This is a genomic window from Brachybacterium netajii (SeqCode) (assembly GCF_054114245.1).
In genome coordinates this window covers 108,961-135,951 of the sequence record NZ_JBSYXB010000005.1, presented here as the reverse complement: position 1 = coordinate 135,951, position 26,991 = coordinate 108,961, and the positions used below count along the sequence as shown (strand labels likewise).

The following is a 26,991-nucleotide window of genomic DNA, read 5'->3' as shown; positions in this document are numbered from 1 at the left end:
GCTCAGCCCTCCGCTGCGACGTCGGCGAGCGGCTCGGCGTCGACCGGCTGCTCCGCGTCGGCGGGGTGCTCCGCGTCGGCGGGGTGCTCGCCGAACAGGGACTCCATGCCGACGATCGTCGTCGGCAGCGGGTCCCCGGGGGCGATCCCGGTGTACCACGGGGGCTGGATCCGCAGGAGCGTGCCGGTGAGCTCGCGGATCGCGGCCCGCTCCTCCGCGGTGGGCTCGCGGTCGACGTCGACATCGACACCGACAACGTCGTCGGCGTCGTCATCGCCGCCGGCGGCCGTGCCGGGCACCGGGCCGAGGGACTCCGGGGGCGCGTTCACCCACCCGATCAGCACCTGCAGGAACCCTCCGGCGAGGAAGAGCGCGTACTCGCGGCGCGGGAGCCCGGGCGGCACCTCGTCCCCGAGGAGCCCGAAGGCGAGCTCGAAGAGGTCCGCGTAGCGGTCGACCAGGTGCACGTAGGGCCGGTGGGAGAACCGCCAGGAGAGGGCCCCGCGGAGGAAGGCGCGGTGCATGACGACGTCGCGCGCGGTGGAGGCGGCCGAGAACTGCACGATGGTGCGGATGCCGTGCCCCTCGACGGCGAGCCGGGTCGCCCCCTCGCGGATCTCGGTGACCAGCTCGCCGACCATCGCGGCGATGAGGTCGTCGAGCCCGCCGAAGTGGCTGTAGAACGAGGCCCGGCTGATGCCCGCCCGGCGCGCCACCGAGTTGACCGTGACCTCGGCGCCCTCGGCGCTCAGCGCCCGCGCGGCGGCGAAGACCGCGGCCCGGGTGCGGGCGGGGCGGGGGTCCGGCGCGCGGGAAGCATGATCGTCTGCCGTCATCGGGCCATCGTAGGGGGCTCCTCCCCGACGGAGCTCCACAGGTGACACGGGCGATCCCGGGCACGAGACGAGGAGATGCGAGCGGGAGACGAGCGGGAAGCCCTGGTCCCGGGCCCGCGTGCCCGACGTGGCCGGGCGGCCGCTCGGGCCGCCCGACCACGGTGCCGCTTCGGCATCTGCGGGCCCTGGGGGACCCGCTGCAGTCCCTGACGAACGGGGACGAACGTAGCACGCGGCGACGATTTGGACCAGACTTTGCAGTCACCTGTCCATTTTCCCTGCCGCTTTGCCCGCCCCGGCCCAGGCCGCCCCCTTCCGTGATGAGGCTCCGTCGTCCGCCGCCCCGTGAGAGCGCGTCCATCGCAGCCGGAGGGATCGGACGTTCCCGGTTTCTCCCGTTACCCTGGTTCGAGTTCCCTGAACAGAAAGGCGCTGCAGAGATGGCAGAGCGAACAGTGACGATCGCGAGCACCAGCGGGCTGCATGCCCGCCCGGCGGCGATCTTCTCCCAGGCCGCGACGGAGCAGCCCGCCGCGGTCATGATCGAGAAGGCGGGATCGGAGCCGGTCCCGGCCAAGAGCATCCTCATGCTGCTCACCCTCGGCGCCGATCACGGCGATGAGGTCACGCTGCGTGCTGAGGGCGAGGGCGCAGAGGAGTCCGTCGCCGCGCTCGCCGCGCTCCTGGAGCGCAATCTCGACGACGAGTACTGAGGCGCCGGGCTCCGCGACAGCGCCTCCGGCCAGCGGCTCGGCGGGCCGACGGGCCGACGGGCCGACGGGCCGGAGCATCGGAGGCCTCTCGGCCCGGGTATGCCCGCAGCGTCGACCGCGGACGACACCTGGGGACTTGGCCATGCCCGCTCCCGCGGGCCGGCGCTCGACGACGCCCGAATCCGCAGGACAGGTGCGATGCGACACGACATCGGACGGGCCGTGCACGGGCACGAGCAAGGAATGCAGAAGGGCCCCGGTTCTCACCGGGGCCCTTCTGCTGGGACCGTGTTCCGAGATGTTCGCGAACGACATCTTCAGTGGTCACATCGGCGGTAGCGGCGGGATTTGAACCCGCGGTACGGGATCACCGTACACATCATTTCGAGTGATGCACCTTCGGCCGCTCGGACACGCTACCGCCCACCATCCTAATGACGTGCGGCCCCTCCACCAAACCGATGGCCCGCAAGGCGACCCACATCACGCCGCGGCGCGTCCGCCGTGGCGGGGGCGGACGACCACGAGGTTGCCGGTCGCGTGGACGACGGCTGCGTGCGCGGTCGAGCCGAAGCGGTCGTGGCTGACGCCGCGATGACCCAGCACCAGCAGGCGCGCGCCGGTCGCGGCGTCGAGCAGCGCCCCGGGGACCGACGGTGCGGCGACGAGGTCCTCGACGACGGCGATGCCCGGCCGACGGGCGCGGGCCCGCTCCCCCGCCTCCCGCAGCATCGAGCGCCCGCGGGCGGCCTCCTCCTCGTCGGCCGGGTCGCCGGCGGGGGCGACGTGCAGGAGGCGCAGCTCGTCGTGCCAGAGGGCGGCGAGGTCGGCAGCCAGGTCGACGGCCTCCCCGCCGGCCAGGGAACCGTCGCAGGCCGCGAGCATGGGACCGCCGAGGTACTGGTCGGAGCGGATGATCGCGACGGGGCAGCCGGCGTCGTGGAGGAGTCCGCGGCCGACGGATCCGAGGAGGGTGCCGAGCACGCCGCCGAGGCCGCGGGTGCCGATGACCAGCAGATCCGCCGTCGCCGAGATGTCGCCGAGCACCTCGCGGGCGGCCCCGGGGATGAGCTCCGCGGCGACCTCGAGCTCGCCGTCGGCCGTAGCGCGGGCGGCCTCGACGGCCTGGTCGAGGAGATGGAGGGCGCGGTTGCGGGGAGCAGCCCCGGGGTCGGCCATGCCGGCCGGCGAGACGCCGTACGAGAACAGCGGCCAGCTCCAGGCGTGGACGATCAGCAGCGGCCGGCCGAGCGCCGAGGCCAGGGCCGCGGCCCAGCGGATCGCCTCCATCGAGGCGGCGGAGTCGTCATGTCCCACCACGATCCGGCCCGTGCAGTCGACGGCCATGATCAGCACCTCCCGTGCGCGCCCCGGGGACGGGGGCCCCGGGATCCGACGCCCTTCCAGGGTACGCCCGGTCCCGCGGCCCGACCAGGCCCGAGGGCCCTCCCGGCGGGCGGCAGGAGAGCCGGCGAGCAGGCCGGCGGACGCGCAGGCAGGAGGGGTCCGACGGGGACCGTCGCGGGCCGCTTCCCCTCGGCCGCGCGGACGGTCCCCGCCGGAGGTTCAGGCGGTGCGGCGCACCGTGAGCTGCGGGGTCAGGGTGATGGCCCGCTCGACGTCCCGCTCGTGGAGGAGGTCGATCAGCAGCTCGGTCGCCCGGCGCGCGAGCTCACGGCCGGGGTTCACGATCGTCGTCAGCGCGATCGTGTCGTCGGAGGCGGAGATGACGTCGTCGAAGCCGACGATCGCGACGTCCTCGGGGACGTGCAGGCCCTCGGCCTCGAGCTTCTTCATCGCGCCGAGCGCCATGAGGTCGCTCGAGGCGAAGATGGCGTCGAACTCGAGGCCCTCGCGGAGCATCGAGGCGGTCTCCCGCTCCCCCGAGGCGATGGTGAAGTCGCCGAAGCGCAGCGCCGCGGGGGCGAGGCCGGCGTCGGCGAGCTCCTTCTCGAAGCCGAGACGGCGGTCGATCGCGGCGGCCATGTCCTGCGGGCCGCAGATGATCGCGATCCGTCGGCAGCCGCGCTCGATGAGACGACGGGCGGCCATGCGCCCGCCGGCGAGGTTGTCGAGGTCGACGTAGGGCACGTCGCGACCCCCGGAGGGGCGGCCGATGAACACCATCGGCACCTTCGTGTCGGAGGCGAGCTGCTGGGCGATGTCGCCCTCATGGTGGGACATGACGACGAACCCGTCGGCGTGGCCGCCGCGCAGGAACGTCCGCAGCCGATCGTCCTCGGCCCGTCCGCTGCTCATCAGCAGCATGAGCTGCTTCTGCGCGACCGTGAGGGCCGCGGCGACGCCGGAGACGGCGGCCCCGAGGAACGGATCCGAGAACACGAACGCCTCGGGCTCGGGGACGACCAGCGCGACCGCCCCCGTCTGCCGCGAGGCGAGGCTGCGGGCGGCGACGTTCGGGACGTATCCGAGCTCGGAGACCGCCTGCTCCACGAGCGCGATCTTGTCGGCGCTGACGTTGGCGTCGCCGCGCACGACCCGCGAGGCCGTGGCCCGCGAGACGCCCGAGGCCCGGGCGACGTCCTCGAGGGTGGGGCCGCGCCCGGCGTCCGGGACGACGACGTCCTGCTCCTGTGCTCCCACCGGTGTCCTCCTTGGTGCGCGTCGATGCGCAGTTGCTCCATGATGCCGTGCTCACGGCCGGGGCGGCATCGAACGTCCACCCCGGCCGGACCGGTCACCCCTTGACGGCGCCCTGCATGATGCCGTTGACCAGCTGGCGGCCGACGACGATGAACAGCAGCAGCAGCGGGATCACGGAGATGACGACACCGGCCATGATCAGCGAGTAGTCCTTGAAGTACGCGGCCTGCAGCTGCTGCAGGGCGACCGGCAGGGTGAGGCTGTCCCCGCGCAGGACGATGAACGGCCAGAAGAAGTTCGTCCACGAGCCGACGAAGGTGAACAGGAACAGCATCGCTCCCGCTCCCCGGGCCGCCGGCAGCGCCACGTGCCAGTAGGTGCGCAGCAGGGTGCAGCCGTCGACGCGGGCCGCCTCGATCAGCTCGAAGGGGAGGGCGTCCTCGAGGTACTGGGTCATCCAGAACACGCCGAAGGCGGTCACCAGGCCCGGCACGATGACGGCCTGCAGGGTGCCCACCCAGCTCAGCTTCGTCATGACGATGAACAGCGGGATCACGCCCAGCTGCACCGGCACCGCCATGGTGGCGATGACGAACATGAGCAGGCCGCGACGGCCGCGGAAGCGCAGCTTCGAGAAGGAGAAGCCGGCGAGGGTCGCGAAGAAGACGACCGAGGCCGAGGTGATCACGGCGACGATCACCGAGTTCGCCAGCGCCCGCCAGAAGTTGATGTCGGAGGTGACGACCTTCTGGAGGTTCTCGAACAGCCGGCCCTGCGGCAGCAGCGAGGGGATGGGGTTGCGGGCGATGGTGCCGGCGTCCGAGGACGCCAGCAGCAGCGCGTAGTAGAGGGGGGCGATGAACAGGAGGATCACGACGCCCAGGAGGACGTAGTTCCACCAGCGGGGGCGGGCCTCGACCCCGCCGCCCCCCTTGAGGCGGCGGCGGGCCGCACGGGCCGCGCCCTTGCCGGCGAGCTGCTCGATGGCGGCGGTGGACTGCATGCGGGGCTCCTTACCGCTTGGACCGGGCGGCGCCGCTGGAGGCGATCCGCCGGGTGATGAGGAAGTTGACGACGCCGATCAGCAGGATGATCAGGAACAGCAGCCAGGCCACGGCGGAGGCCTTGCCGAAGTCGAGCTGCGGGCCCCAGCCCAGCTCGTAGAGGTACATGGTCAGGGTCATCCATTGGCGCGAGGCGCCGCCCTGTCCGCCCGTGTCGAACATGCGCGGCTCGTCGAAGATCTGCAGGCCGCCGATGGTCGAGGTGATCACGACGAAGATGATGGTGGGGCGCAGCATCGGCACGGTCACGTGGAGGAAGCGGGCCATCCGGTCGGTGCCGTCGATGATCGCGGCCTCGTAGACCTCCCGCGGGATCGCCTGCATGGCGGCCAGGAAGATCAGGGCGTTGTAGCCGGTCCAGCGGAAGTTGACCATGGTCGCGATCGCGACGTGGGAGGCCAGGGCGTCCTTGTGCCAGCCGATGGCGGGCAGCCCGACGTCCGTCAGGAGCATGTTCACCACGCCGGACTCGTCGGCGAAGATCTTCGAGAAGATCAGCGAGACGGCCACCGGGGCGACGATGTACGGCACCAGCACGCCCATGCGCCAGAAGGTCTTCGCCCGCAGGTTCGCGTCGAGCACGTAGGCGATGAGGATCGCGGCGATCACCTGCGGCACGGAGCTGAGCAGGAAGATCGAGAAGGTGTTGCGCAGCGCCTTGTAGAAGCTCGCCGAGCCGAGCACGTCGACGAAGTTCTGCAGCCCGATGAACTCGCCCTGGCCGCGGATCAGATCCCAGTCGTGCAGGGACACGAACGAGGTGTAGAGGATCGGGAACAGCCCCGTGACGATGAACAGCAGGAAGAAGGGGCTGATGAAGAGGTAGGGGCTGACCTTCATGTCGGCCCGGGACATCCTCTGGGTCCAGGCCGAGGGGCCGTCGGAGCGGCGGCGGCCGGAGGGGGCAGGGGCGCCGGGGGCCCTGCGGGTGCGGGGGCGGCTGTCGTGGCCGGGGTCCTCGCCGGAGTTCCGGGAGGAGCGCATCGTGGTGGTCACCATGGTCCTTTCGCGTCGAGCGGGTTCGATCCGGGCAGGGCCGACGGGCGGACGCCGCAGCGCCGCCCGTCGGCCGACCGGATCAGAGACCGAGCTCGTCGTAGGCGGCGAGCGCCTGCTCCCAGGAGGAGGCCGGGTCCTCGCCGTTGACGTCCCAGCGGGTGATGGCGTCGGCGACCACGGTGTTGATGACGTAGAAGTTCGGCCCGACGAAGGGCTGGGTCTCGATGGCGGTGGCGCGGGCGGAGAAGATCTCGCCGACCGGCGCGTCGTTGAAGAACTCGTTGGTGGAGGAGAGCAGCTCCTCGCTCTTGAGCGCCTCGACCTGGCTGGGGAAGGTCCCCTGCGCCTTGAAGGCCTTGATCTGCTGCTCGGGGGCGGTGAGCCAGATGGCCAGCTTCTTGGCCTCCTCGATGTTCTTGCCCGAGGAGGGGACGGACAGGTAGGAGCCGCCCCAGTTGCCGCCGCCGCCGGGGAAGACGTCGGCGATGTCCCAGCCGACGACGCCGTCGGCGTTGCCGGAGAGCGGGCCGGTCATCCACGGCGGGCAGAGCATGTTCGCGAAGCCGTCGTTCTGGAAGGACGCGGTCCAGTCCTCCTCCCACTGCTTGTAGCCGGCGGAGATGTCCTTGTACTCGACGAGGAGGTCGTAGATGGCCTTCACGTCGGCGTTGTCCGCGAGCGGGATCGGAGTGCCGTCGGAGTTCTCGTAGGGGTTGGCGAGCTGCTGCACCATGCCGTTGTAGGTGCCGCCGGCGCCGTCGAACCACGGGATGCCGGAGGCCTTGGTGAAGGCGCGGCCGATCTCGAAGTAGTTCTCCCAGTCGCCGGTGAGCTGCTCGGCGACCTCGGTGCGATCCGTCGGCAGCCCGCCCTTCTCGAAGAGGTCGGAGCGGTAGGCGATGGCCTCGGGACCGATGTCGGTGCCGTAGCCGATGAGCTTGCCGTCGATCGTGGCGGCCTCGGTCTTCCAGTCCAGCCAGCGCCCGGCGACCTCGTCGGAGGTGAGGTCCTCGAAGACGTCGGCGTACTGCAGCAGCTCGGCCCACCAGCCGACCTCGATGCCCTCGACGTCGGACAGGCCGGAGCCGGCGGCGAGGCCGGCCATCAGGTTCGCGCGGGCCTCATCGGCGCTGGCGGCCTTCTTCTGGGTGACCTTGATGCCCGTGAGCTCCTCGTACTCGGGCAGCAGGTCCTCGTAGCCGAACTCGTTGAAGGTGCCGACGGTCAGCTCGACCGTCCCTCCGTCGCCCGAGCCCGAGCCGGAGTCGGACTCGGAGCTGCACGCGGCCAGTCCCGCGGTCGCGGCGACGGCGGCGCCGGCTGCTCCGGCGGTGAGTGCAGTCCTGCGGGTGAACCTCATGATGAACTCCTTCGTTCTGTGCTTCGCGCACGCTGCGTCGAGGTCCTTCTCGACGTGATGGGCGTGCAGACGGGGCGGGATGTCGGGAACTTCCGTGCGGTGCTGCGATGCTGCGGTGCTTCTTCGGTGATGCTCCGGTGCTGCTGCGGCACCGCTCCGGTGCCCCCGGCCGATCCGGGAGCGCTCTCAGAAAACACCGTTGAGATGAGAGCGCTCTCAGATAGGATGCCGCCATCTTGGCACGCCCCGCGACGGACGTGAAGTCCGAAAACGGTTCCGACATTGTTTCGAAACGGCAACGAGCCCCTGCGGAAGGATCTCGACGATGACCGATCAGCTGCTGTCCCAGCAGTCCACAGCCCCTGCCGACGGCGATCGGGAGGTCGATCCCGCGCTCGTCGCACGGGCTCATGAGCTCGCCGCGCGCGGCACCGTGCTGCTGCGGAACGAGGGCGTCCTCCCCTTCGCCGCGGGCGAGCAGGTCGCCCTGTTCGGCCGCGTCCAGCACGACTGGATCTGCGTCGGCTACGGCTCCGGCGGTGACGTGAACGCCCCGTACCTCACCACCCTGCTCGGCTCGCTGCGGGAGTCCGGCGCCGTCGCCGTCGACGCCGAGCTGGCCGATCGCTACACCGCCTGGTGCACCGAGAACCCCGTCGACCCGGGCATCGACTGGGGGAAGTGGCCCCGCCACTACCCGGAGATGCCCCTCGAGGACGAGGCGATCGAGGCCGCGGCCCGCCGCGCCGAGGTCGGCGTCGTGGTCATCGGCCGCGCCGCCGGCGAGGACCGCGAGAACACCCTCGAGCCCGGCTCCTACCTCCTGACCGACGACGAGCGCTCGCTGCTCGAGCGGGTCTCGCGCGCCTTCGCGCGCACCGTCGTGATCGTCTCGACCGGCAACGTCATGGACCTCGGCTTCGTCGAGGAGCTCGAGATCGACGCGCTCGTGCTCGCCTGGCTCGGCGGCATGGAGGGCGGCAGCGCCCTGGCCGACGTCCTCACCGGCGTCCTCGAGCCCGGCGGCCGCCTCGCCTCGACCATCGCCCGCCGCTACGAGGACCATCCGTCCTCCGCCCACTTCGGCGATCCCGAGGCCAACGACTACGTCGAGGACGTCTTCGTCGGCTACCGCTACTTCGAGACCTTCGCCCCGGAGACGGTGCTGTTCCCCTTCGGCGCCGGCCGCGGGTACACGACCTTCGACATCGCCGCGCAGGTCGAGGAGGCCGCGGGCGCCGCCACGGGCGCCGCGGGCCGGACCGCGATCGTCCGCGCGACGGTCACCAACACCGGCGAGCGCGCCGGCTCCGAGGTCGTGCAGGTGTACGTCGCCGGCCCCGATGCCGCGCTCCCCGCCCCGGCCCGCGTGCTGGCCGGCTTCGCGCGCACCCCGCAGCTGGAGCCGGGCGCCGCGGCCGAGGTGGAGATCTCGGTGCCGCTCGCGGATCTCGCCCGCTACGACGATGCCGGCGTCGTCGGCCCGAAGAGCGCGTACGTGCTGGTCCCCGGCGCCTATGAGCTGCTCGTCGGCACCGATGTGCGCTCCGCGGCGGCCGTCGGGAGCCTCGAGGTCGCCGAGCTCGAGGTCGTGCGGCAGCTCGAGGAGGCCGCCGCCGCGAACCCGGAGCACCCCTTCGACCGGATCGTCCCGCAGCGGGCCGCCGACGGCACCGTCGTGCGCGATGAGCGCGGCGTCGCCGTCGTCGGCGCCGAGCCGGTGCCGACCGCGACCGTCGACCTGCGCGAGCGGATCCTCTCGCGCCTGCCCGCCGAGATCGCCCCCGCGGGAGCCCCGGGCGCCGAGGGCGCCGAGGGTTCCGAGGGTTCCGAGGCCGCGGCAGACGCGATCCGCTTCGAGGACGTGGCCGCGGGCCGGGCCGAGCTCGACGCCTTCCTCGCGCAGCTGTCGGTCTCCGAGCTGGCCTCGCTGACCTACGGCGACATCACGATGGACAGCCCGTTGGGCGCGCCCGGCAACGCGGGCGCCCTGGGCGGCGTCACCGAGGCGCTGCGCGAGCGCGGGATCCCGGCGGCGACGACGACGGACGGCCCCTCGGGGATCCGCCTGTCGGCCTACGCCTCGCTGCTCCCCTGCGGCACGGCCCTCGCCTCCAGCTGGGACCCGCAGGCGGTGCGCGAGCTCGCGGCCCTGCACGGGCAGGAGATGATCCGCAAGGGGTCGCACATCCTGCTCTCCCCCGGCATGAACATCCATCGCGACCCCCTGTGCGGGCGCAACTTCGAGTACTTCTCGGAGGATCCGCTGATCACGGGCCGGATGGGGGCGGCGGTCGTCGGCGGGGTGCAGTCGCAGGGCGTCTCGGCCTGCCCCAAGCACTTCGCGGCGAACAACCAGGAGACCAACCGCGTGCGCGCGGACTCCCGCCTGTCCGAGCGGGCGCTGCGGGAGATCTACCTGCGCGGCTTCGAGATCTGCGTGGCCGAGGCCGCGCCGCGCTGGATCATGACCTCGTACAACCGCCTCAACGGGGTGTGGGCGCACTACCACTACGACCTGGTCACCACGATCCTCCGCGGCGAGTGGGACTACCGCGGCGCGATCATGACCGACTGGTGGATGACCATGGCCCAGGACCCGCTGTTCCCGGCGCTGAAGGACTCCGCCTACCGCGTGCGCGCGCAGGTGGACGTGCTGATGCCCGGCTCGATCCTGCACAGCGGCGATGAGCGCGAGGACGCCGTCGTGGACAGCCACGCCCTCCCCGAGGGCATCACCCTCGGCGAGATCCAGCGCAGCGCCCGCACCGTGCTGCAGTACCTGCTGGACGCGGGGCTCGTCGGCGACGCCGACGAGCCTGCGGCCGCAGGAGCCGACGCCTCCTGACCGTCGGCGCGGCTCACCCGAGCCCGCGGGCGAAGACGGCCATGGCATCGCGCACGAGCGGTGCGGTGTCGTGGCCGTCTGCCGTCCGGAAGGCGGAGCGGAAGCGCTCGTCGGCGACGTACAGCTCGCCGATCCCGGCGAACGCCTCCGCCCCCGGCTCGCGCCCGCCCCAGCCCTGGGCGACCCAGCGGTGCAGGCGGGCGGTGATCTCCTGGACGGCAGGATCCTCGGGCGCGAGGCGCTGGTCCAGCGCCCGCGCGTACTCGGCGACGATCGCCTCGAGCTCCCGCTCGAAGGCGGTCCGCGCGCCGGGTGCCAGGGAGCGGTACCAGGCGTCGGAGTCGGCATAGGCCTGCCGGCCCCAGCGCTCCTCCACCTCGTCGCGGTGCTGCGTATGGTCGAACCCGTCGAAGATGCTCTTCGCCACGAGATCGCCTCCTTCGTCGATGATGCGGATGGTGGTGCGCACCGAGTCGGCGATCCGCGCCAGACGTCCCCGCTCCGCCTCGATCTGCGCGAGATGCTCCCGCAGCGCGTCGGCGGCCTTTCCGGGGACGGCCGGGGAATCCCCCGGTCCGAGCATCCGGCCGATGTCGGCCAAGCCCATGCCGAGTTCCCGCAGGACGAGGATCCGCTGCAGGCGCAGCAGGCCGTCGCGGTCGTAGAACCGCAGGCCGCCATGCCCGATGCGGGACGGCACGAGCAGATCGACCCGGTCGTAGTGCCGCAGCGTGCGGCTGGTGGTGCCGGTGACCGCGACGATCTCCCGCATCGACCATTCCTGTTCGGGCATGTCCCTCTCCTCTCCTGCGGGTCGCGAGCCTCTCGGCCCGGGTCCTGCGGACTCCGTGCACCATCCAGCCTGTCCGTTGACGTCGCGTCAAGCGCAAGCCCGCACGTGCACCTGCACCTGCACCTGCACCCACGAGGAGAGATCCGTCAGCCCTGCGGGATACGCTTCACCGGGTGATGAGCACCGAGTCCACCAGCCAGCCCGGCCTCCCCGCCGGCGCCCTCCCCCTCCCGCCGCGCCCCGAGCGGCGGCCCACCGAGCGCTCCTTCCACGGAGACACCGTCACGGACCCCTACGAGTGGCTCCGCGACAAGGAGGACCCGCAGGTCATCGCCCACCTCGAGGCGGAGAACGCGTACGCCGACGCCCGCACCGCGCATCTCGAGGAGCTGCGCGGCACGCTCGTCGAGGAGTTCATCGGGCACACCCAGGAGACCGACCTGTCGGTGCCGGTGCGGCGCGACGACTGGTGGTACATCACCCGCACCACCGCGGGGAACGACTACCCCGCCTTCACGCGCGTCGCCGAGCGCGACGACCTCCCCCGCGGCGAAGGCGGCACCCCGCTGATCGAGCCGGGCGTGCTCCTGGACGGCGAGGAGGTGCTGCTGGATGCGCAGGCCGAGGCCGCGGGCCACGAGTTCTACTCGCTCGGCGGGCTGGTCCCCTCCCCCGACCACACGCTGCTCGCCTACGCCGTCGACACCGCCGGCGACGAGCGCTTCACGATCGTCGTGAAGGACCTCGCCTCCGGCGAGATCGTCGACGAGGCCGTCACCGGCGTCGGCTACGGCCTCGCCTTCTCGGGCGATCAGCAGGAGCTGTTCTACGCGCGGGTCGACGACGCCTGGCGCCAGCACCAGATCTGGCGGCATCGCCTGGGCGCGCCCGCCGCGGAGGACCGGCTCGTGATCGAGGAGCCCGACGAGCGCTTCATGATCGGCTTCGACCGCTCCCGCGACGGCTCCACCCTCGTGATCCAGGCGGGCTCGTCGACCACCTCGGAGGCCTGGACGCTGGACCTCGAGGATCCGTCGTCGGCCCCGGTCCCCGCGGGCGGGCGCCGCGAGGGCGTCGACTACGGGATCGAGCATGCGGGCGACCGTCTGCTGGTGATCCACAACGACGGCCATCGCGGCTTCGCGCTCGCGCAGGCGCGCCTCGAGGAGCCGGCCGTCTGGGAGGACCTCCTGGTCGCGGGCGAGGGCGAGCGCCTGCTGGCGGTCGAGGCCTTCGCCTCCTTCGTCGCCCTCGAGCTGCGCAGCGGCGGCCTCGCGAGCGTGCGGCTGATCCCGCGCGCGGCCGACGGCACGCTGCTCGTCGAGCAGGCCGCCGACATCACCCACGGCGGCGAGCTCGACACCGTCGAGCTGGACACCAACCCCGGCTGGGAGCGCACCAGCGTCCGCTACCAGCTCACCAGCATGCTCACCCCGACGACCATCGCCGAGCGCGAGGTCGCGACCGGTGGGACGACCGTCCTGCGCGTCACCCCGGTGCCGCAGTACGACCCCGCGCTGTACGTCGAGCGGCGCGAGTGGGCGCGGGCCGACGACGGCACGGCGATCCCGCTGAGCGTCATCTCCCGCCGCGACGTGGAGGCCGACGGGACCGCCCCCGGCTACCTCTACGGCTACGGCTCCTACGAGGTCTCGATCGACCCGTCGTTCGTCCCGAGCCGGCTGTCGCTGCTGGACCGCGGCGTCGTCGTCGCGATCGCGCATGTGCGCGGCGGCGGCGAGATGGGCCGCGACTGGTACGACCACGGCAAGCTGCTGGAGAAGAAGAACTCGTTCTCCGACTTCGTCGCCGCGGCCGCGCACCTGACCGCGACCGGCCTCGTCGCCGAGGGGCGCCTCGCGGCCGAGGGCCGCAGCGCCGGCGGCCTGCTCATGGGCGCGATCGCGAACCTCGCCCCCGAGCGCTTCCGCGCCGTCCTCGCCGGGGTGCCCTTCGTCGACGCCCTCACCACGATCCTCGACCCCTCGCTGCCGCTGACCGTCGGCGAATGGGAGGAGTGGGGCGACCCGCTGCACGACCCCGAGGTCTACGCGTACATGAAGGAGTACACGCCCTACGAGAACGTGCGCGCGGTCGAGTACCCGGCGATCTTCGCCTCCACCTCGCTCAACGACACCCGCGTGTTCTTCGTCGAGCCCGCCAAGTGGGTCGCCCGCCTGCGGGAGACCGTCGCCTCCGACCAGGCCGAGCGGCCGATCGTGTTCCGCTGCGAGATGGTCGCCGGCCACGGCGGCCGCTCCGGCCGCTACCGCAAGTGGGAGCAGCGGGCCGACGAGCTCGCCTGGCTCCTCGACCAGATCGGCGCGACCGCCCGGATCTGAGGGCCGGCGCTCCCGGGCGCCTCGACGGCCGGGCCCGGTCGGGCCCGCTCGGGGCGGCCGGGCCCGCGGGCCCGGTCGGGGCGGGCGGCGGTCAGCGGGAGGCGACTACGACCGCCGGGCCGAAGCCCCAGCCCAGCGGTCGCGGGTCGACCTCGGCAAAGCCGGCGGCGTGCAGCAGCTCGGTCCAGCGGGCTCCCGTGCGCAGCGCGGTCCCTCCGGTGGCGAGCGCCACGAGGGAGCGCGCGGCCGCATGGTCGTCCTCGGCGGCGCCGTCGGAGAGCTCCGTGACGATCACGAGATGCGCCGGCGCGGCCGCGGCGACCGCCGCGACGACCTCGTCGGACGCCGCATCGAGGGAGAGCTGGACCAGCAGCGCATCCGCCGCGGGGAGCCGCACGGCCGCCGCACCGCCAGGCTCGACGGATTCGACGGACTCGACGGACTCGACGGATGCGCCGGATTCGCCGGACTCGCTGGGCCCGACGGCCTCCTCGATCTCGACGGTCTCGACGGCGATGCGCTCCCGCTGCGCCGGGGGCAGCTGCGCAACGCGATCGCGGACGGCTCCCGCATCGGCCTCCGGGACGGCGAGGACGACGCGGCGCCCGGGCGCACGCAGGAGCTCCTGCGCGGTGGGGACGAGGCCGTCGCCGAGCAGGGCGATCGTGTCGGCGGCTGCGAGGGCGGGGATCTCGCCGAGGGCCTGCAGCGAGTAGGCGAGATCCGCCTCGGCGCGCTCGTGCAGCGATTCCCGCAGCGCGGGATCCTGCGCCGTCCACACCGCCCGGGGCAGGGTGGGTGCGCTGGTGCCGCCGGGCACGCCGTCGCGCAGCGCGTCCAGCAGTCCGACGAGGCCCAGGTCGAGGCGGTTCGCGGGCACGTCCAGATGGAGATCTTCCTGGATGCCCTCCTCGAGGAGCGCCTCGCCGAGGGCCGTCAGCCGCAGCTCGGCCCCCGGGCGGGCGAGGAGACCGATCGCCTGCATCGCCTCGAGCAGCGGATCCAGCCGCGCGCGCGGCACCGAGGTCGCCGTGGCGAGCGCCTCCGGCGTCCCGCTGCCGCCGGCGATCAGCTCGGGAAGACCGAGGGTGACGGCGACGCGCAGCACGATCGGCGGCAGCAGCTCCGCCATCTCGTGGATCTGGGCCACGAGCTCGATCGGGCTCGGGGGCGCGGACCGCTGCTCGGGCTCGGCGCCCGCCACGGCGGTCGCGGCACCGGGGCCCGCCGTCGCTGTCGCTGTCGACGCGGTCGCTGCTGTCGCCGCCGTCGCCGCCGTCGCCGCCGTCGGCTCACTGTGCGCGTCGCCGGAGGTGGAGCTCCCGACATCGCGGCTGGTGCGGCGCCAGTAGCCGACGACCTCGACGTCCTCCTTCGGCAGACCGCGCTCGCCCCGCAGGTGGCGGCGGATCGGGGCGATCGTGAGGGTCTCCCCCGCGCACCAGGCGAAGCCGCGGCCCGCCGGCAGCTCGAGCGCGCGCACGGCCTCCAGCAGCTGCGTCGAGTAGCCGGGGGCGACGCCCTCCGGGCGGATCAGCCAGGTGAGCTCGGCATCGGCGGCGGTGTCGATCCGCTGCACGTCCGCCGCGTCGGGCACCTCGACCACGACGATCGCGCGGGCTCCCGCGGGCGCCTCCTCGAGCCAGCGGCCGACGGCGGGCAGCGCGGTCTCGTCGGCGATCAGCAGATGCCAGTCGACCTCGCTGCTCACGGAGGCGGAGATCTTCGGGCCGGCGAACTTCAGGGGATCGCCGACCGCGGCGGACCGCGCCCACTCGGCGGCGAGCCCGCCCTCGTGGGCGACGACGTCGATGTCGAACTCATCCTCGCGCACCCGGCGGACCGTGTAGTCGCGGGTGCCGACCAGCACCCCGGGCTCCCACGCGAAGCGGTCTCCGTCCTGTCGGCCGACCTCCCCGAATCCGCCGTCGGCCTGCGGGAGCACGAGCTTCACATGGTCGTCGAAGCCCTCGGAGCGGAAGGCGGGGATCGCGTGGCCGTCGTGCACGCCGGCGGCCAGGTCGGGCCCGCCGAGCGTGATGCGGCGCATGTGCGGCGTGATGTCCTCGATCGCCCGCACGGTCACCGATCGCAGAGCGATCGGGAAGATGGTCATCTCGCGGGAGGTGCGGGGCATCGGGTCCTGCTTCCGGGCTCGACGGGGTCGGTGCGACCGCGAGGCGTCTGATCCGAAAGCCTAGCCACACTGAAAGAACTCAGGGCAGCCTCACCTCGGTGACATGGGACACCGGTGGGCGACCGGGCGCCCCGAGCACCTCAGGCCTCGGCGGCCGTGCCACCGCGCGGCCGCACGACCGCGCGACCGCTGCCCCGCAGACGAGTCAGCCGACGGTGCGCACCACGTTCCCCGCCTCGTCGCGGATCGGCGAGGGCACGACCACGACGACGGCGTCGACCGCGGACAGCGGATACTCCCCCGCGACGGGCCGGACGACGGCGGCGAGCTCAGCGGCGAGCTCGGGGGTGACCCGCAGATCCGCGCCATGCTCGGTGATCCGCACTCCGGCGCCCCGCCCGTCGGCCGCCGCGTCCAACCCGTCGGCCGCCGCGTCCGGCCCGTCGGCTCCGGCATCCGGTCCGTCGGCTCCGGGCGTGACCGGTAGGAGCATCAGGCTCTGCTCGGGCCCGGACAGGAGGCCCGGACGGCCGTGCGCGATGCGGCCGGAGAGCAGCCGGTGCAGAGGCTCGACAGCGGTCGCCCCGAGGGTGATCCTCACGCGCGGACCCGGCCCGCCCTGACCGAACTCGCCGACCTCGCCGATCTCGACCATCTGGACGGCGGCGACGAGCGTCGAGGAGCCCTCGGTGCGGATCCCCTCGGCGATCCGCTCCGCCATCCCCGGGAGATCCCGGACGCTGCGGCGGGAGAGGTCGGTGACCAGCATCGGGTCGCGGTCCGCGAGGAGGCCCAGCACCCCCGGGGTCGACCAGCGCTGGGCGTCCTCGAGGTCCTCGGCGGTCGCGCCGACGACCTGCACGAAGCGCACGCTCCCCGCCGGTGCGCGGAGCGTGCCGAGCTGCGGGTCCTCGACGAACAGCAGTGCGCTCAGCGCCGTCGGATCATCGACCCGGATCGGTCCGCGGACATCGAACTGGTCCCCCGGTGCGACGATGCGCCTCGAGGTGATCACGTAGCGCGCGAGGTTCTGCAGCAGGGACGCCGCCCAGATCGGGGGCTCGGCGTCCGCCTCGAGCGCCGCGGGATCGGCGACGCGGATCGTCAGCTCCAGGCCCCATCCGGACTCCTGCTCCGGATCCTCGACGACCTCGCCGGAGAAGAGGTCGCTGAGGCCGTAGGAGACCAGATGCCAATGGGGCGCCGACTCCGCCTGACGGTAGAAGCTCACCCCGTACAGCGCATCCGGCCCGCCGAGCGCCATCGGCAGCGTCGCCGCGGCATGGGGCGGGGACGTCTGCCCGGGGTGGACCGCCTCGGCGGCGGCGGTGATCGCCTCCCAGCCGGGCGCGTCATCGCCGGTCGGCGCCGCAGCGCCCGGCGCCGAGGCCGCGGACGTCGCAGCGTCGTCGGCCGACGTCGGATCCGACGACACGGACACCGCCGACGGCGAGGACGAGGCGGCGGGCGCGGAGCGGCGTCGGAAGATGTCGAGGATTCCCATGCGCAGAACCGTAACCGAACGCCCGCCGCGCGCCCGCCGAACGCCCGGTACCGCAGCAGCCCGGGCCGGATCGGACATCTCCGCAGGTGCTTGACGTTCCCCGGAGGGCCGCTTAGAGTCCCCCTCGGAACTGAAAGCTTATGAAACTTTTCGCTCACGATGTCAAGGGAGACACATGAAGCGCCGACAGGTCCTCACAGCATCCGCTCTCGCCACCGCCGCCGCGGTGGCCGCACCGACCGCCGCCGTCGCCGACGGCGGCGGCTCCTCACGATCGGGACGGGGCCGCGGCGGCGGCTCCGGGAGCGGACAGGGATCCATGAACGGGAACGGTCGGAAGAACGGTCTGCGCGGCCGACGGGCGGGCGACTGCCCTGCGGACGCCGACACCCTCGCGAAGGCCGCGGGCCGCCGCTTCCGGATCGGCTCCGCCGTCGCCGGCGGCGGCCACCACACGAGCCAGGACTATCCGCCGCCATTCACCGACGACGCGACCTACCGCGAGCTCCTGGGCCGCGAGTTCACCTCGCTGTCGGCGGAGAACCAGATGAAGTGGGATGCGCTGCGGCCCGCCCGCGACACCTACGCCTTCGACGAGGCCGACGCGATCATGGACTTCGCCGAGGAGCACGACCAGGAGGTCCGCGGCCACACCCTGCTGTGGCACAACCAGAACCCGTCCTGGCTCACCGACGGCGGCTTCGGCGCCGAGGAGCTGCGCGCGATCCTCGAGGACCACATCCGCACGGTCGTCGGCCGCTATCGCGGACGGATCTACCAGTGGGACGTCGCCAACGAGATCTTCGACGACGACGCGCAGCTGCGCGACCAGGCGAACATCTGGATCCGCGAGCTCGGCATCGGGATCGTCGCCGACGCCTTCCGCTGGGCCCATGAGGCCGACCCCGACGCCCTGCTGTTCGTCAACGACTACAACGTCGACGGCATCAACGCCAAGTCCGACGCCTACTACGCGCTCGTCCAGGACCTCCTGGCCGACGGCGTCCCCGTGCACGGCTTCTCCACACAGGGGCATCTGAGCATCCAGTACGGCTTCCCCGGCGACCTGCAGGCGAACCTCCAGCGCTTCTCCGACCTGGGCCTGCACACGGCGATCACCGAGCTGGACGTGCGCATGCCGCTCGCCGAGGGCGCCGTGCCGACCGACGAGCAGCTCGCGACCCAGGCGGACTACTACCGGCAGGCGACCGAGGCCGCCCTCGCCGTCGAGGACTGCGACTCGCTGACGATCTGGGGCTTCGTCGACACCTATTCGTGGGTGCCGGTGGCCTTCGAGGGCCAGGGCGCCGCCTGCGTCCTGTGGGAGGACTACACGCGCAAGCCCGCCTACTTCGCCGTCCGTGACGCCCTCGCGGAGGCCTCGGGGGTCACGATCGACGACTGATCCCGGAGACGACGACGGGGCCGACGCACGGGATCACCGCGCGTCGGCCCCGTCGGACCGATCAGAAGGCCGTGCCGATCAGAAGGCCGGGATGACCGAGCCGTTGGCGTAGGTCTCCTCGATGAAGGAGCGGACGTCCTCGGAGTGCAGGAGCTCGTCGAGCTTCAGCAGCGCCTCGTTCTCCTCGTCCGCGGTGCGCACGACGAGCATGTTCGCGTACGGGTTGTCCTCGCCGGACTCGATCGCGAGGGAGTCCTCGGAGGGGACCAGGTCGGCCTCGATGGCGTAGTTGCCGTTGATGACGGCGGCGTCGTAGTCGCTGAGGGTGCGGGCGATGAGCGCCGCGTCGACCTCCTCGAAGGTCAGGTTCAGCGGGTTCTCGGAGACGTCCTCGGGGGTGGCCTCGGTCGGCTCGACGCCGTCGGCGAGGGTCAGCAGGCCGTTGTCGGCGAGCAGCGCGAGCGCGCGACCGCGGTTCGTCGGATCGTTCGGCACGGCGATCGAGGCGCCGTCGGAGATCTCGTCGGTGCTGCCGAGGGAGTCGGAGTACAGGCCCAGCGGCTCGATGTGGATCCCGGAGAAAGGGGTCAGCTCGTAGCCGTTCTCCTCGATCTCGGTGGTGAGGTACGGGAGGTGCTGGAAGTAGTTCGCGTCGACCTCGCCGTCGTTGAGGAGGCGGTTGGGCACCTTGTAGTCCGTCTGCTCCTGCAGATCGAGCGCGAGGCCCGCGTCGGCGGCGAGGTTGTCGGCGACGAACTGGAGGATCTGCATGTGAGGCAGCGGGGTCGCGGCCACGCGGATCGTGGTGACGCCGCCCTCCTCGGTGGGGGCGCTGGTCTCGGCGTCATCGGAGCCGCAGGCGGCCAGGCCGAGCGCGGCGAGGCCGACGCCGCCGGCGGCGAACAGGGAACGACGATCGATGCTGTGCATGGGATTCTCCTCGAGGATGGGGATAGGTCGGGGCGGGTCAGGCGGTGCGAGCGCGGTGATCGACCGCACGGGCGAGCCGCGAGCCCAGGAACTGGACGATGATGACGATGAGGACCAGCAGGATCACCGTGGCCACGATGATCTCGTTCTGGTAGCCGGTGTAGCCGCGGTTGTAGGCGAGCTGGCCGAGGCCGCCGCTGTTCACCGAGCCGGCCATGGCGGTGTAGCCGATGACGGCGATCGTGGTGGTGGTGATCGATCCGATGATGCCGGGCAGCGCCTCGGGGACCAGCACCTGACGGATCACCTGCCAGCGGCTCGCCCCCATCATCTGCACCGCCTCGATCTTCCCGGCGGGGATCTCGCGCACGTTCAGCTCGAACAGCCGGGCCGCGAAGGGCACCGCCGCGATCACCAGCGCCAGCATCGCCGCGTTCGGACCGGTCGACCGGCCCAGCAGCTCCTTGCTCAGCGGGATCAGCGCGATGATGAGGATGAAGAAGGGGAAGGACCGCAGCACGTTGACGACGAAGCCGACGACGCGGTTCACGCTGCGCACGAGCGGGCTCTGCGAGCGCTCGGTCTCGAACAGCGCGATCCCCAGCGGCAGGCCCAGCACGACCGTGAACAGCATGGTCCCGGCGGTCATGTAGAGCGTGACGAGGACGCTCCACCACAGCGACCCGTTGCCGGTCCAGGTGGTGAAGGCGCGGTTCTGGAGCCATTCCTGCAGGGTCTCGATCATGCGGAGGCCTCTTCGTCGTCCGTGCGGGGGGTCGGATCGTCGGCCGCGGGTCCGGCCGACGAGGCGGCGTCGGCCGACGCGGCGGAGCGGCGGGCGGGGGCCGCCTCGCGGGCGACCACACCGGCCTCCCGGAGGGCCGCGAGATAGCGCTCGAGGCCCGCGGCGCTGATGGGCGCGCCGGAGGAGTTGCGCAGCGCGAGCTGCACGCGCCCGACCTGGCGCCCGCCGATGGTCTCGATGGTCCCGGCGACGAGCGTCGGCTCGGCGCCGTGCTCGCGGGCCAGCCGCATGAGGTCCTCGCTGGTGCCGAGGGCGGAGGTGGATCCGTAGTCGCAGTCCACGATCGTGGCGCTGATGCCGGTGGGCGCCGGCGGCAGCGGGATCAGCTCGGCGGCGAGCGGGCCGTGGGGGTCCGCGGCCACGTCGACGAGGTCGCCGGTCTGCGTGATCCGGCCGTTCTGCAGCAGCGTGACGGTGTCGCAGACCTCGCGCACCACCGCCATTTCGTGGGTGATGATCACGACCGTGATGCCGAGGCGCTCGCGCAGGTCGGAGAGCAGATCGAGGATCTGATGGGTGGTGCCGCCGTCGAGCGCGCTGGTGGGCTCGTCGCACAGCAGCACCTGGGGCTCGGCGGCGAGGCCGCGGGCGATGCCGACGCGCTGGATCTGCCCGCCGGACAGCTGCGCGGGATGGTTGTGCTCGCGCCCGCTGAGGCCGACGAGCTCCACCAGCTCGGCGACCCGCGCCTCCCGCTGCGCGCGGGGCACGCCCGCGATCTCCAGCGGATGGGCGATGTTCTGGGCGGCGGTGCGGGAGTCCAGCAGGTTCGCGTGCTGGAAGACCATGCCGATGCTGCGACGGGCGGCGCGCAGGGCCTTGCCCTCGAGCGCGGCCATGTCGGTCCCGTCGATCTCGACGCGGCCCGACGTCGGCTTCTCCAGCCCCGTCAGGCAGCGGATCAGCGTGGACTTGCCGGCGCCCGATCGCCCGACGATGCCGTGGATGCGGCCGGCCCCGAGATGGAGGTCGATCCCGTCGAGCGCGACGACGGGGTCTCCCCCACCGGGCGCGGGGAAGACCTTGCGGAGTCCGTCGAGCGTTATCACGCTCAGCAGTGAAGCATCCGACCGGGCCCCTGCAGGGCTCTCGTTCACAGACGGAAACAAACGTCACAGCACCGCTGGTCGCGAAGTGCACGGCGTCACGGGACGGTGCCCGCGGTCACCGCGACCGCGGGCACCGTCGGGCTCATTCGCCGCTCGGACTCATTCGCCCCTCGGACTCACACGCCCGTCGGCCCGTCCTCCGCGGCGCCGCCGGCGACGGCGCGCAGCTGCGTGGCCTCGGATCCGCGCCCGAGGGTGTCGTAGACGTCGGCGAGCACGACCGCGATCTGGTTCCAGACGCCGGTGCCCTCCTCGCAGCGCTCGAGGGAGGTGCTCAGCACGGAGGCCGCCTCCTCCGGGCGGCCGGCCTCGGCGAGGCGGCGCCCGGTCTGCCATTCGGCACGGCAGGCCGAGGTCACATCGCCCACGGCCGCGAAGGCGTCGGCCGCCTGCAGCGCGGCGGGGATGCCGCGATCCAGGTCCCCGGCGCTCAGCAGGATCTGGCCGCGGGAGTCGAGGACGTCGGCCTCGGTCCAGCCTCCTCCCTGCTCGCGGGCGATCCCGATCGCCCGGTCGAGGTCCGCGAGGATCGCGGGGAGATCGGCGGCGAGCTCGGCCGGGCTGCCGGCCCCGGCGGCACGGGCCTGGCCGCGCTGGTGGATCGTCTCGCACACGAGATCGGGGCGCTGCGCGGTCTCCGCGAGTTCGACGGCCCGGTCGAGCGTCTCGACGGCCCCGTCGAAGCCGCCGCGCGCGAGCATCGCGCCCAGCGCCAGGCCGGCCTGGGCACCCATGGCCGGGTCCTCGCCCTCCTCGGCGAGCTCGAGGGCCTCCTGGAAGGTCCCGTAGGCCATCCGGATCTCGCCCACGGACTCGGCCTCATGTCCCAGGGCGAGGGCGGTCTCGGCGACGGCCAGCGGCGGCGCCCCCTGCTCGCGCTCCTCGAGGTAGACGCTCTCGAAGCTCTCGAGCGCCTCGTCGTGGCGGCCGGCGGCGGACTGCATCCGACCCAGGAGGAAGCGGACCCCGGTGGTGGTCTCCTCGGCCCGCTCGAGCTGGCGCAGGGTGAAGCCGAGACGGCTGATCGCCTCGTCGACCTGCCCCAGGTCGCTCAGCAGGAGCGCGCTCAGACGGCCGGCGCGCGCCGCCGCGAGCGGCTGGTCGACGGCGAGGGCCTCCCCGAGGGCCCGGTCGGCGAGCGCGAGGCCCTCGGCGAACTCGCCGCGGGAGCCGTGCAGGGTCGCGGCCGACTCGAGCACGTCGAACAGCGGCTGCCCGGCCGCGCGCGGATCCGCGAGCTGCTCCGCGATCAGGACGGCCGCGTCATCGCCCTGCTCGGCGGACAGCAGCGCCCGCAGCTGCGAGCGGAGGGTGCCGACGAACAGGCCGTGCGGGTCCTCGGCCGAGACGAGCTCGCGCGCCCGCGCGGCATGGGCGATCCAGTCGGCGGTCAGCGCGGCGATCCGCTCGTCGTGCGCGTCGGCCTCCTCCTCGTCGCCGGCGATCCGCGCCTGCAGGGCCGCATCCTCCGCGCGTGCGGCGCGGACCTGCAGGGTGGCGGCGATCGCGAGGAGCAGCTGCGCCGAGAGGTCGCCGTCCCGGGCGCTCAGGAGCGCGTCCCCGAGGCTGTCCAGGGACTCCCCGTCGGCCGGGTCGAACAGGGCGGTGCCGAGGCTCTCGACGGCGGCCGCATGCTCCACCTGCCCGGCGGCGCGATGCGCGTCGACGAGCTCGCGGCGCAGCTCCTCCGCCCGCTCGGCCTCGCCCTGGGCCAGGGCGATCTGGAGGCGCGCGCGCAGCAGGACGGGCGCCTGGGCGACGTCGGCGACGCCGTGACCGGACTCCACGGCGGCGCGGGCGCCGTCGAGGTCGCCGACGATCTGCAGCAGGCGGGCGCGGGCGAGCCAGCCGTCGGCGTCCGTCGGGAGGGTGCTCGCGGCGACCGTCGGCGCGAAGACCTCGCTGCCGAAGGGCAGCGCGTAGCGGACCTCGCGGAGGGCGCGCTTGGCGGCGACGACCCCGGCGAAGCGGTCGTTGCCGTTGCGGGCGTCGAAGCGGGCGGCGATCGCGTCGGCCCCGGCCCAGGCCAGGTCGCGCAGCTGCGCGACGGTGCGGGGCCCGTCGGCCGGACCGAGCAGCGGCTCGAGCGCCGGATCATCGGAGCCGCGCACCGGGGCGTCGGCGTGACCGGCGTCGACGAGAGCGTCCAGCAGGACGCCGATGCTGGCGAGGCCCTCCAGATGGTTCGCCTCCTGATACGCGTCGACGGCCAGCAGGCCGAGATGGCGCTCGAGCAGCTGCAGACCGCGGTCGAGGTTCCCGGTGACCGCGCAGAACGCGAGATGGCGGGCGATGATCACGAGGCCGTCGGGGTTCGAGCGGGCGGCCCGGTAGCTGCGGGCGTGGACCGCGATGGCCTCCTCGCCGCGCCCCGCGCGCAGCAGCGCGAGCAGGATGTCGGCCTGCGCGTACTCCGGCTCCTCGCCGCAGGTCAGCCCCTGCTCCTCGATCTCCTCCCAGAGCCGGATCGCCTCCGCGTCATCGCCCGTGAGCTGGGCGTAGGAGGCGTCGTCGGCGCGCACGCAGGCCTCGCAGTGCGAGTACGCATCGCGCTCATGGGTGTTGCGCTCGACGATCAGCCGGCCGGCCTCCTCGACATCGCCCATCAGCAGGGCGGCCTCGTGCCGGGACTGGAGCACGCCCGTGATGCCGACCCCGGCCTCCCGGTAGCGGCGCTCCATGTCGACGTGGACGCTCTCGACCCGCTCCCGCGGGAACGCGCTGTTGCTGGCCAGGCGCGAGGCCATCCACTTGAACTGGAACAGCAGGTCGGTGTGGACGCCCGGATCGATCGGGAAGCGCACCGGATCCTGATCGTGCTTGCCGACGCACCAGCCGAACGACGAGATCATCGTGTCGGTGTCGCCGGTCATGTGCGCCGACGGCGTCAGCAGCATGCGGGCCCGGTAGGCGAGCTCCTCCTCGCCGGCGTCGTCGGCGCGGCGCGCCGCCTCCTTCAGCAGGCTCTGCTCCTGCGGGCCGAAGGGGATCGTCTCCGCCTCCTCGAGGAGGGCGGTGATCTCGGCGGCCTCGCGGCCTCGGGGCTGCGTCATCGGGGGTCCTTCCGGTCGGCGCGATCGCGCGGGGATGAGGGGTCGTCGGTGGCGTCGTCGGCGAGCGCGTCGAGCTCGCCGGTGATGCCGACCGACAGGGTGACCAGGTCCGTCATGGCGGTGGTGAGGAGGCGGCGGTCCGCCGCGCTCAGCGGGCGGTGCGCGGCGAGCAGCGCCTGCACGTACAGCAGGCTCGCCGTGCGCTCGAAGACCAGGTCATCGCGCAGGCCGGCGAGGCGCTGCACGAGCGGGCTGGTCCAGTTCAGGCACAGCCGCACAGCCTCCGCCTCCCGCCCCTGGTCGGCGCGGCGGGCCTCGATGAGGGAGCTGACGTCACCGAGGACCGCACCCCAGATCCCCTCGCCGGCGATCCTCTGCGCGGTGTCGCGCTCGATGCGCCGCTCGACCTCGGGGTCGACGACGCACAGCGCCGGCAGCTCGGCGGGACGGAAGCCGCGGGTCGAGACCCGGCAGCCGACGCCCCGCAGCGCCGCCGTCGCCCGCTCCTCGAGCGCGAAGGCCCGGGACCGGTCCGCCAGCGGCGGCGGGGTGAGGTCGTCCAGCAGCTCGCCGACGCCGACGCGCTCGACCCGGACGTCCATCAGCTCCGGCAGACGGCGCAGCAGCGGGGCGTCGTACGCGTAGCCGCCGTTGATCACGGGCGCGGCGCCGTCGACGATCGCCGCGATCTGACGGAACTCGTCGACCGTCTCCGTGTACCGCAGCACGTCATGCTGCTCGGCGAGGGCGCTGAGGCGGGTCTGCCCCGCGGAGGTCTCCACGCTCAGCCACGGGACGACGATGCGGGCGAGCTCGTCGTCATGCACGGCGAGGGACTTCAGCGCGAGCTCATGCACCGCGAGGAACTCCTGGAAGCGCCACGGCCGGCTCACCGCCTGCCGCAGCACCCAGCCGCGCACCGCCGCGCCCAGCTGCTCGCGCGTGTGCTCGAGCAGCAGATCCTCGACGAACCCCTCGCGGGACGCCGTCGGCGTCAGACCGTCGGTGTCGATCACGCAGCGCACGAAGAACGCCCAGTCCGGGAGCATCCCCTCGAGACTGTCCGAAACCAGCATCCGCCCCAGATGCACGGTCGAGGCCTGCCGCGCCCCCGGCGGCGGCGCATACGGCAGCACGAAGGCGACACCGCGGGTGCCCGTCCCCGGCACCTCCAGCGGGATCACGTCCAGGGGCCGACGGCCCAGCAGCTCGGTGCCCAGCGCCAGGAGCTCCTCGGAGGGGGCGTCGGCGTCGGGGCCGGGGCCGGCGGCGGGGCCGGGGCCGGCGGCGGGGCCGGGGCCGGTGCTGGTGCCGGGACTGGTGCCGGTGCCGGTGCCGGTGCCGGGGCTGGCCTCGAGGAAGACCGGCGGGGTGGTGATCAGCTCGAAGCTCCCGGCGGCGGGTGCGCCGGAGGAGGCGGCGGACCGGCGCACGCGCACGTCCAGCGGCAGGAACCGGCCGTACCGGCGGGCGAGCGCCGTCACCATCTCCGCCTCGAGCAGACCGGAGTCCTCGGGCCGCGGCGCGAGCACGATCTCCGTGCCGACCGCGAGACCGGCCGCCTCCGCCTCCGACAGCTCACGGATCCGGAACGACCCCGTCGCCTCGCCGACCCACTCGATCGGAGCCCCGCCCCGCGCGGACCGCGACCGCACCACGATCCGGTCCGAGGCCATGAAGCAGCTCAGCAGACCGATCCCGAACTGGCCGAGGTAGTCGGCACGGCGCGCCTGCAGCAGCTCGTCGCGCTTCGAGGAGCGGCCGACGGTCGCCAGCAGCTCGGTCGCCTCGTCGGCGGTCAGCCCCACGCCGTTGTCGCGGAACACGAACGGCGCTCCCTCGGCCGCAGGCTCGATCTCGAGCACCCCCGCCGGAGCCGACGGATCCACCTCGCTGCGAGCGCGCACGGCATCGCGGCCGTTCTGCAGCAGCTCGCGCAGGAACACCTTCGGGCTCGAATAGATGTGCCGGCTGAGCAGGTCGACCACCCCGCGGAGGTCGACATGGAACGGACGGTGTTCGGGTGCTGCGGAAGTCACCCGCAGGAGACTACGGTCCCACCCCGACAGAAAGCTCCCAGAGTCCGGAGGATGGGTGCGCTGGGAAGGGCGGGGCGGGCCCCGGGCAGGAAGGCGGGGGTTCCGGGGCAGGCAGGCGGCGGTTCCGGGGCAGGAAGGCGGGGGCTCCGGGGCAGGAAGGCGGGGGCTCCGGGCAGGAAGGCGGGGGCTCCGGGCAGGAAGGCGGGGGTTCCGGGCGGAATCAGCCGCTCCACGCCCCGCACGTTGAGAAGCCCCCGAGCAGTGTCCCTGAGCAGTAGCTAAAGCGCTCACTTTCCGGGCACAAGCGGCCACTGCCCTGCCCTCGGCGACCTTGAGGCGCCACCATGCCCCGCAGATCGAGATACACCCCCGAGCAGTGTCCCTGAGCAGTAGCTAAAGCGCTCACTTTCCGGGCACAAGCGGCCACTCGAGCAAAACCAGCCACTCGAG

At 72.9% G+C, this 26,991-nt stretch carries 18 protein-coding genes and 1 tRNA gene; 4 read left to right on the top strand and 15 right to left on the bottom strand.

What is annotated here, in order from left to right; all coding sequences use genetic code 11:
- Positions 1-2 precede the first annotated feature (2 nt).
- Positions 3-836, bottom strand: a complete 834-nt coding sequence (locus ACXET9_RS11310; protein WP_457886695.1) for a TetR/AcrR family transcriptional regulator — start codon at positions 834-836, stop codon at positions 3-5.
- A gap of 440 nt (positions 837-1,276) precedes the next feature.
- Here ACXET9_RS11310 and ACXET9_RS11305 point away from each other — a divergent pair, with 440 nt between their 5' ends.
- A complete protein-coding gene (locus ACXET9_RS11305; RefSeq protein WP_457886694.1) occupies positions 1,277-1,549 on the top strand; it encodes an HPr family phosphocarrier protein in 273 nt (90 codons plus the stop codon).
- Positions 1,550-1,882: 333 nt separating this feature from the next.
- Here the strand turns inward: ACXET9_RS11305 and ACXET9_RS11300 are convergent.
- From ACXET9_RS11300 to ACXET9_RS11275, 6 genes are all read right to left on the bottom strand, one after another.
- Positions 1,883-1,970 (bottom strand) — tRNA-Ser (locus ACXET9_RS11300).
- Positions 1,971-2,032: 62 nt separating this feature from the next.
- The gene (locus tag ACXET9_RS11295) at positions 2,033-2,896 is read right to left on the bottom strand and encodes a universal stress protein (protein ID WP_457886693.1); all 864 of its coding nucleotides are present in this window, start codon (positions 2,894-2,896) and stop codon (positions 2,033-2,035) included.
- A gap of 219 nt (positions 2,897-3,115) precedes the next feature.
- Positions 3,116-4,153, bottom strand: coding sequence for a LacI family DNA-binding transcriptional regulator (locus ACXET9_RS11290; protein ID WP_457886692.1), 1,038 nt, complete (start codon positions 4,151-4,153; stop codon positions 3,116-3,118).
- A gap of 94 nt (positions 4,154-4,247) precedes the next feature.
- Positions 4,248-5,156: a carbohydrate ABC transporter permease gene (locus tag ACXET9_RS11285; protein WP_457886691.1), complete on the bottom strand. Its 909-nt coding sequence runs from the start codon at positions 5,154-5,156 to the stop codon at positions 4,248-4,250.
- Positions 5,157-5,166: 10 nt separating this feature from the next.
- Entirely contained in the window at positions 5,167-6,216 is a 1,050-nt protein-coding gene (locus ACXET9_RS11280) for a carbohydrate ABC transporter permease (protein ID WP_457886690.1), read from the bottom strand.
- Between the two features lie 79 nt (positions 6,217-6,295).
- Complete coding sequence (locus ACXET9_RS11275; RefSeq protein ID WP_457886689.1) at positions 6,296-7,576, bottom strand: ABC transporter substrate-binding protein; 1,281 nt, start codon at positions 7,574-7,576, stop codon at positions 6,296-6,298.
- A 325-nt stretch (positions 7,577-7,901) separates the two neighbouring features.
- On the opposite strand from ACXET9_RS11275, the gene ACXET9_RS11270 reads away from it, so the two are divergent.
- On the top strand, positions 7,902-10,424 hold the full coding sequence (locus ACXET9_RS11270) for a glycoside hydrolase family 3 protein (protein ID WP_457886688.1): 2,523 nt from the start codon (positions 7,902-7,904) through the stop codon (positions 10,422-10,424).
- Positions 10,425-10,437: 13 nt separating this feature from the next.
- Here the strand turns inward: ACXET9_RS11270 and ACXET9_RS11265 are convergent, their stop codons facing one another.
- Positions 10,438-11,217 carry a MerR family transcriptional regulator gene (locus ACXET9_RS11265; protein ID WP_457886687.1) on the bottom strand — a complete coding sequence of 260 codons (780 nt, stop codon included), beginning with the start codon at positions 11,215-11,217 and terminating at the stop codon, positions 10,438-10,440.
- 176 nt (positions 11,218-11,393) lie between these two features.
- On the opposite strand from ACXET9_RS11265, the gene ACXET9_RS11260 reads away from it, so the two are divergent.
- On the top strand, positions 11,394-13,559 hold the full coding sequence (locus tag ACXET9_RS11260) for a S9 family peptidase (protein WP_457886686.1): 2,166 nt from the start codon (positions 11,394-11,396) through the stop codon (positions 13,557-13,559).
- Positions 13,560-13,650: 91 nt separating this feature from the next.
- Here the strand turns inward: ACXET9_RS11260 and ACXET9_RS11255 are convergent, their stop codons facing one another.
- Together ACXET9_RS11255 and ACXET9_RS11250 are read right to left on the bottom strand one after the other, a co-directional pair.
- Positions 13,651-15,696: a siderophore-interacting protein gene (locus ACXET9_RS11255; protein ID WP_457886685.1), complete on the bottom strand. Its 2,046-nt coding sequence runs from the start codon at positions 15,694-15,696 to the stop codon at positions 13,651-13,653.
- Positions 15,697-15,901: 205 nt separating this feature from the next.
- Entirely contained in the window at positions 15,902-17,200 is a 1,299-nt protein-coding gene (locus ACXET9_RS11250; RefSeq protein WP_457886684.1) for a suppressor of fused domain protein, read from the bottom strand.
- Positions 17,201-17,375: 175 nt separating this feature from the next.
- On the opposite strand from ACXET9_RS11250, the gene ACXET9_RS11245 reads away from it, so the two are divergent.
- Positions 17,376-18,605, top strand: coding sequence for an endo-1,4-beta-xylanase (locus ACXET9_RS11245; protein WP_457886683.1), 1,230 nt, complete (start codon positions 17,376-17,378; stop codon positions 18,603-18,605).
- A 78-nt stretch (positions 18,606-18,683) separates the two neighbouring features.
- Here ACXET9_RS11245 and ACXET9_RS11240 read toward each other — a convergent pair whose 3' ends face one another.
- From ACXET9_RS11240 to ACXET9_RS11220, 5 genes are all read right to left on the bottom strand, one after another.
- On the bottom strand, positions 18,684-19,535 hold the full coding sequence (locus ACXET9_RS11240; RefSeq protein ID WP_457886682.1) for a MetQ/NlpA family ABC transporter substrate-binding protein: 852 nt from the start codon (positions 19,533-19,535) through the stop codon (positions 18,684-18,686).
- Between the two features lie 37 nt (positions 19,536-19,572).
- Positions 19,573-20,280 carry a methionine ABC transporter permease gene (locus ACXET9_RS11235; protein ID WP_457886681.1) on the bottom strand — a complete coding sequence of 236 codons (708 nt, stop codon included), beginning with the start codon at positions 20,278-20,280 and terminating at the stop codon, positions 19,573-19,575.
- Positions 20,277-21,389, bottom strand: coding sequence for a methionine ABC transporter ATP-binding protein (locus tag ACXET9_RS11230; protein ID WP_457886680.1), 1,113 nt, complete (start codon positions 21,387-21,389; stop codon positions 20,277-20,279). Before ACXET9_RS11230 ends, ACXET9_RS11235 begins: the two co-directional genes overlap by 4 nt.
- Positions 21,390-21,565: 176 nt before the next feature.
- Positions 21,566-24,502, bottom strand: coding sequence for a hypothetical protein (locus ACXET9_RS11225; RefSeq protein WP_457886679.1), 2,937 nt, complete (start codon positions 24,500-24,502; stop codon positions 21,566-21,568).
- A complete protein-coding gene (locus tag ACXET9_RS11220) occupies positions 24,499-26,541 on the bottom strand; it encodes an HSP90 family protein (protein WP_457886678.1) in 2,043 nt (680 codons plus the stop codon). Before ACXET9_RS11220 ends, ACXET9_RS11225 begins: the two co-directional genes overlap by 4 nt.
- Positions 26,542-26,991 lie beyond the last annotated feature (450 nt).

Coding starts and splice junctions, on each gene's coding strand:
- ACXET9_RS11310 (WP_457886695.1), bottom strand. CDS start 836: ATGACGGCAGACGATCATGCTTCCCGCGCGCCGGACCCCCGCCCCGCC.
- ACXET9_RS11305 (WP_457886694.1), top strand. CDS start 1,277: ATGGCAGAGCGAACAGTGACGATCGCGAGCACCAGCGGGCTGCATGCC.
- ACXET9_RS11295 (WP_457886693.1), bottom strand. CDS start 2,896: ATGGCCGTCGACTGCACGGGCCGGATCGTGGTGGGACATGACGACTCC.
- ACXET9_RS11285 (WP_457886691.1), bottom strand. CDS start 5,156: ATGCAGTCCACCGCCGCCATCGAGCAGCTCGCCGGCAAGGGCGCGGCC.
- ACXET9_RS11280 (WP_457886690.1), bottom strand. CDS start 6,216: ATGGTGACCACCACGATGCGCTCCTCCCGGAACTCCGGCGAGGACCCC.
- ACXET9_RS11275 (WP_457886689.1), bottom strand. CDS start 7,576: ATGAGGTTCACCCGCAGGACTGCACTCACCGCCGGAGCAGCCGGCGCC.
- ACXET9_RS11270 (WP_457886688.1), top strand. CDS start 7,902: ATGACCGATCAGCTGCTGTCCCAGCAGTCCACAGCCCCTGCCGACGGC.
- ACXET9_RS11265 (WP_457886687.1), bottom strand. CDS start 11,217: ATGCCCGAACAGGAATGGTCGATGCGGGAGATCGTCGCGGTCACCGGC.
- ACXET9_RS11260 (WP_457886686.1), top strand. CDS start 11,394: ATGAGCACCGAGTCCACCAGCCAGCCCGGCCTCCCCGCCGGCGCCCTC.
- ACXET9_RS11255 (WP_457886685.1), bottom strand. CDS start 15,696: ATGCCCCGCACCTCCCGCGAGATGACCATCTTCCCGATCGCTCTGCGA.
- ACXET9_RS11250 (WP_457886684.1), bottom strand. CDS start 17,200: ATGGGAATCCTCGACATCTTCCGACGCCGCTCCGCGCCCGCCGCCTCG.
- ACXET9_RS11245 (WP_457886683.1), top strand. CDS start 17,376: ATGAAGCGCCGACAGGTCCTCACAGCATCCGCTCTCGCCACCGCCGCC.
- ACXET9_RS11240 (WP_457886682.1), bottom strand. CDS start 19,535: ATGCACAGCATCGATCGTCGTTCCCTGTTCGCCGCCGGCGGCGTCGGC.
- ACXET9_RS11235 (WP_457886681.1), bottom strand. CDS start 20,280: ATGATCGAGACCCTGCAGGAATGGCTCCAGAACCGCGCCTTCACCACC.
- ACXET9_RS11225 (WP_457886679.1), bottom strand. CDS start 24,502: ATGACGCAGCCCCGAGGCCGCGAGGCCGCCGAGATCACCGCCCTCCTC.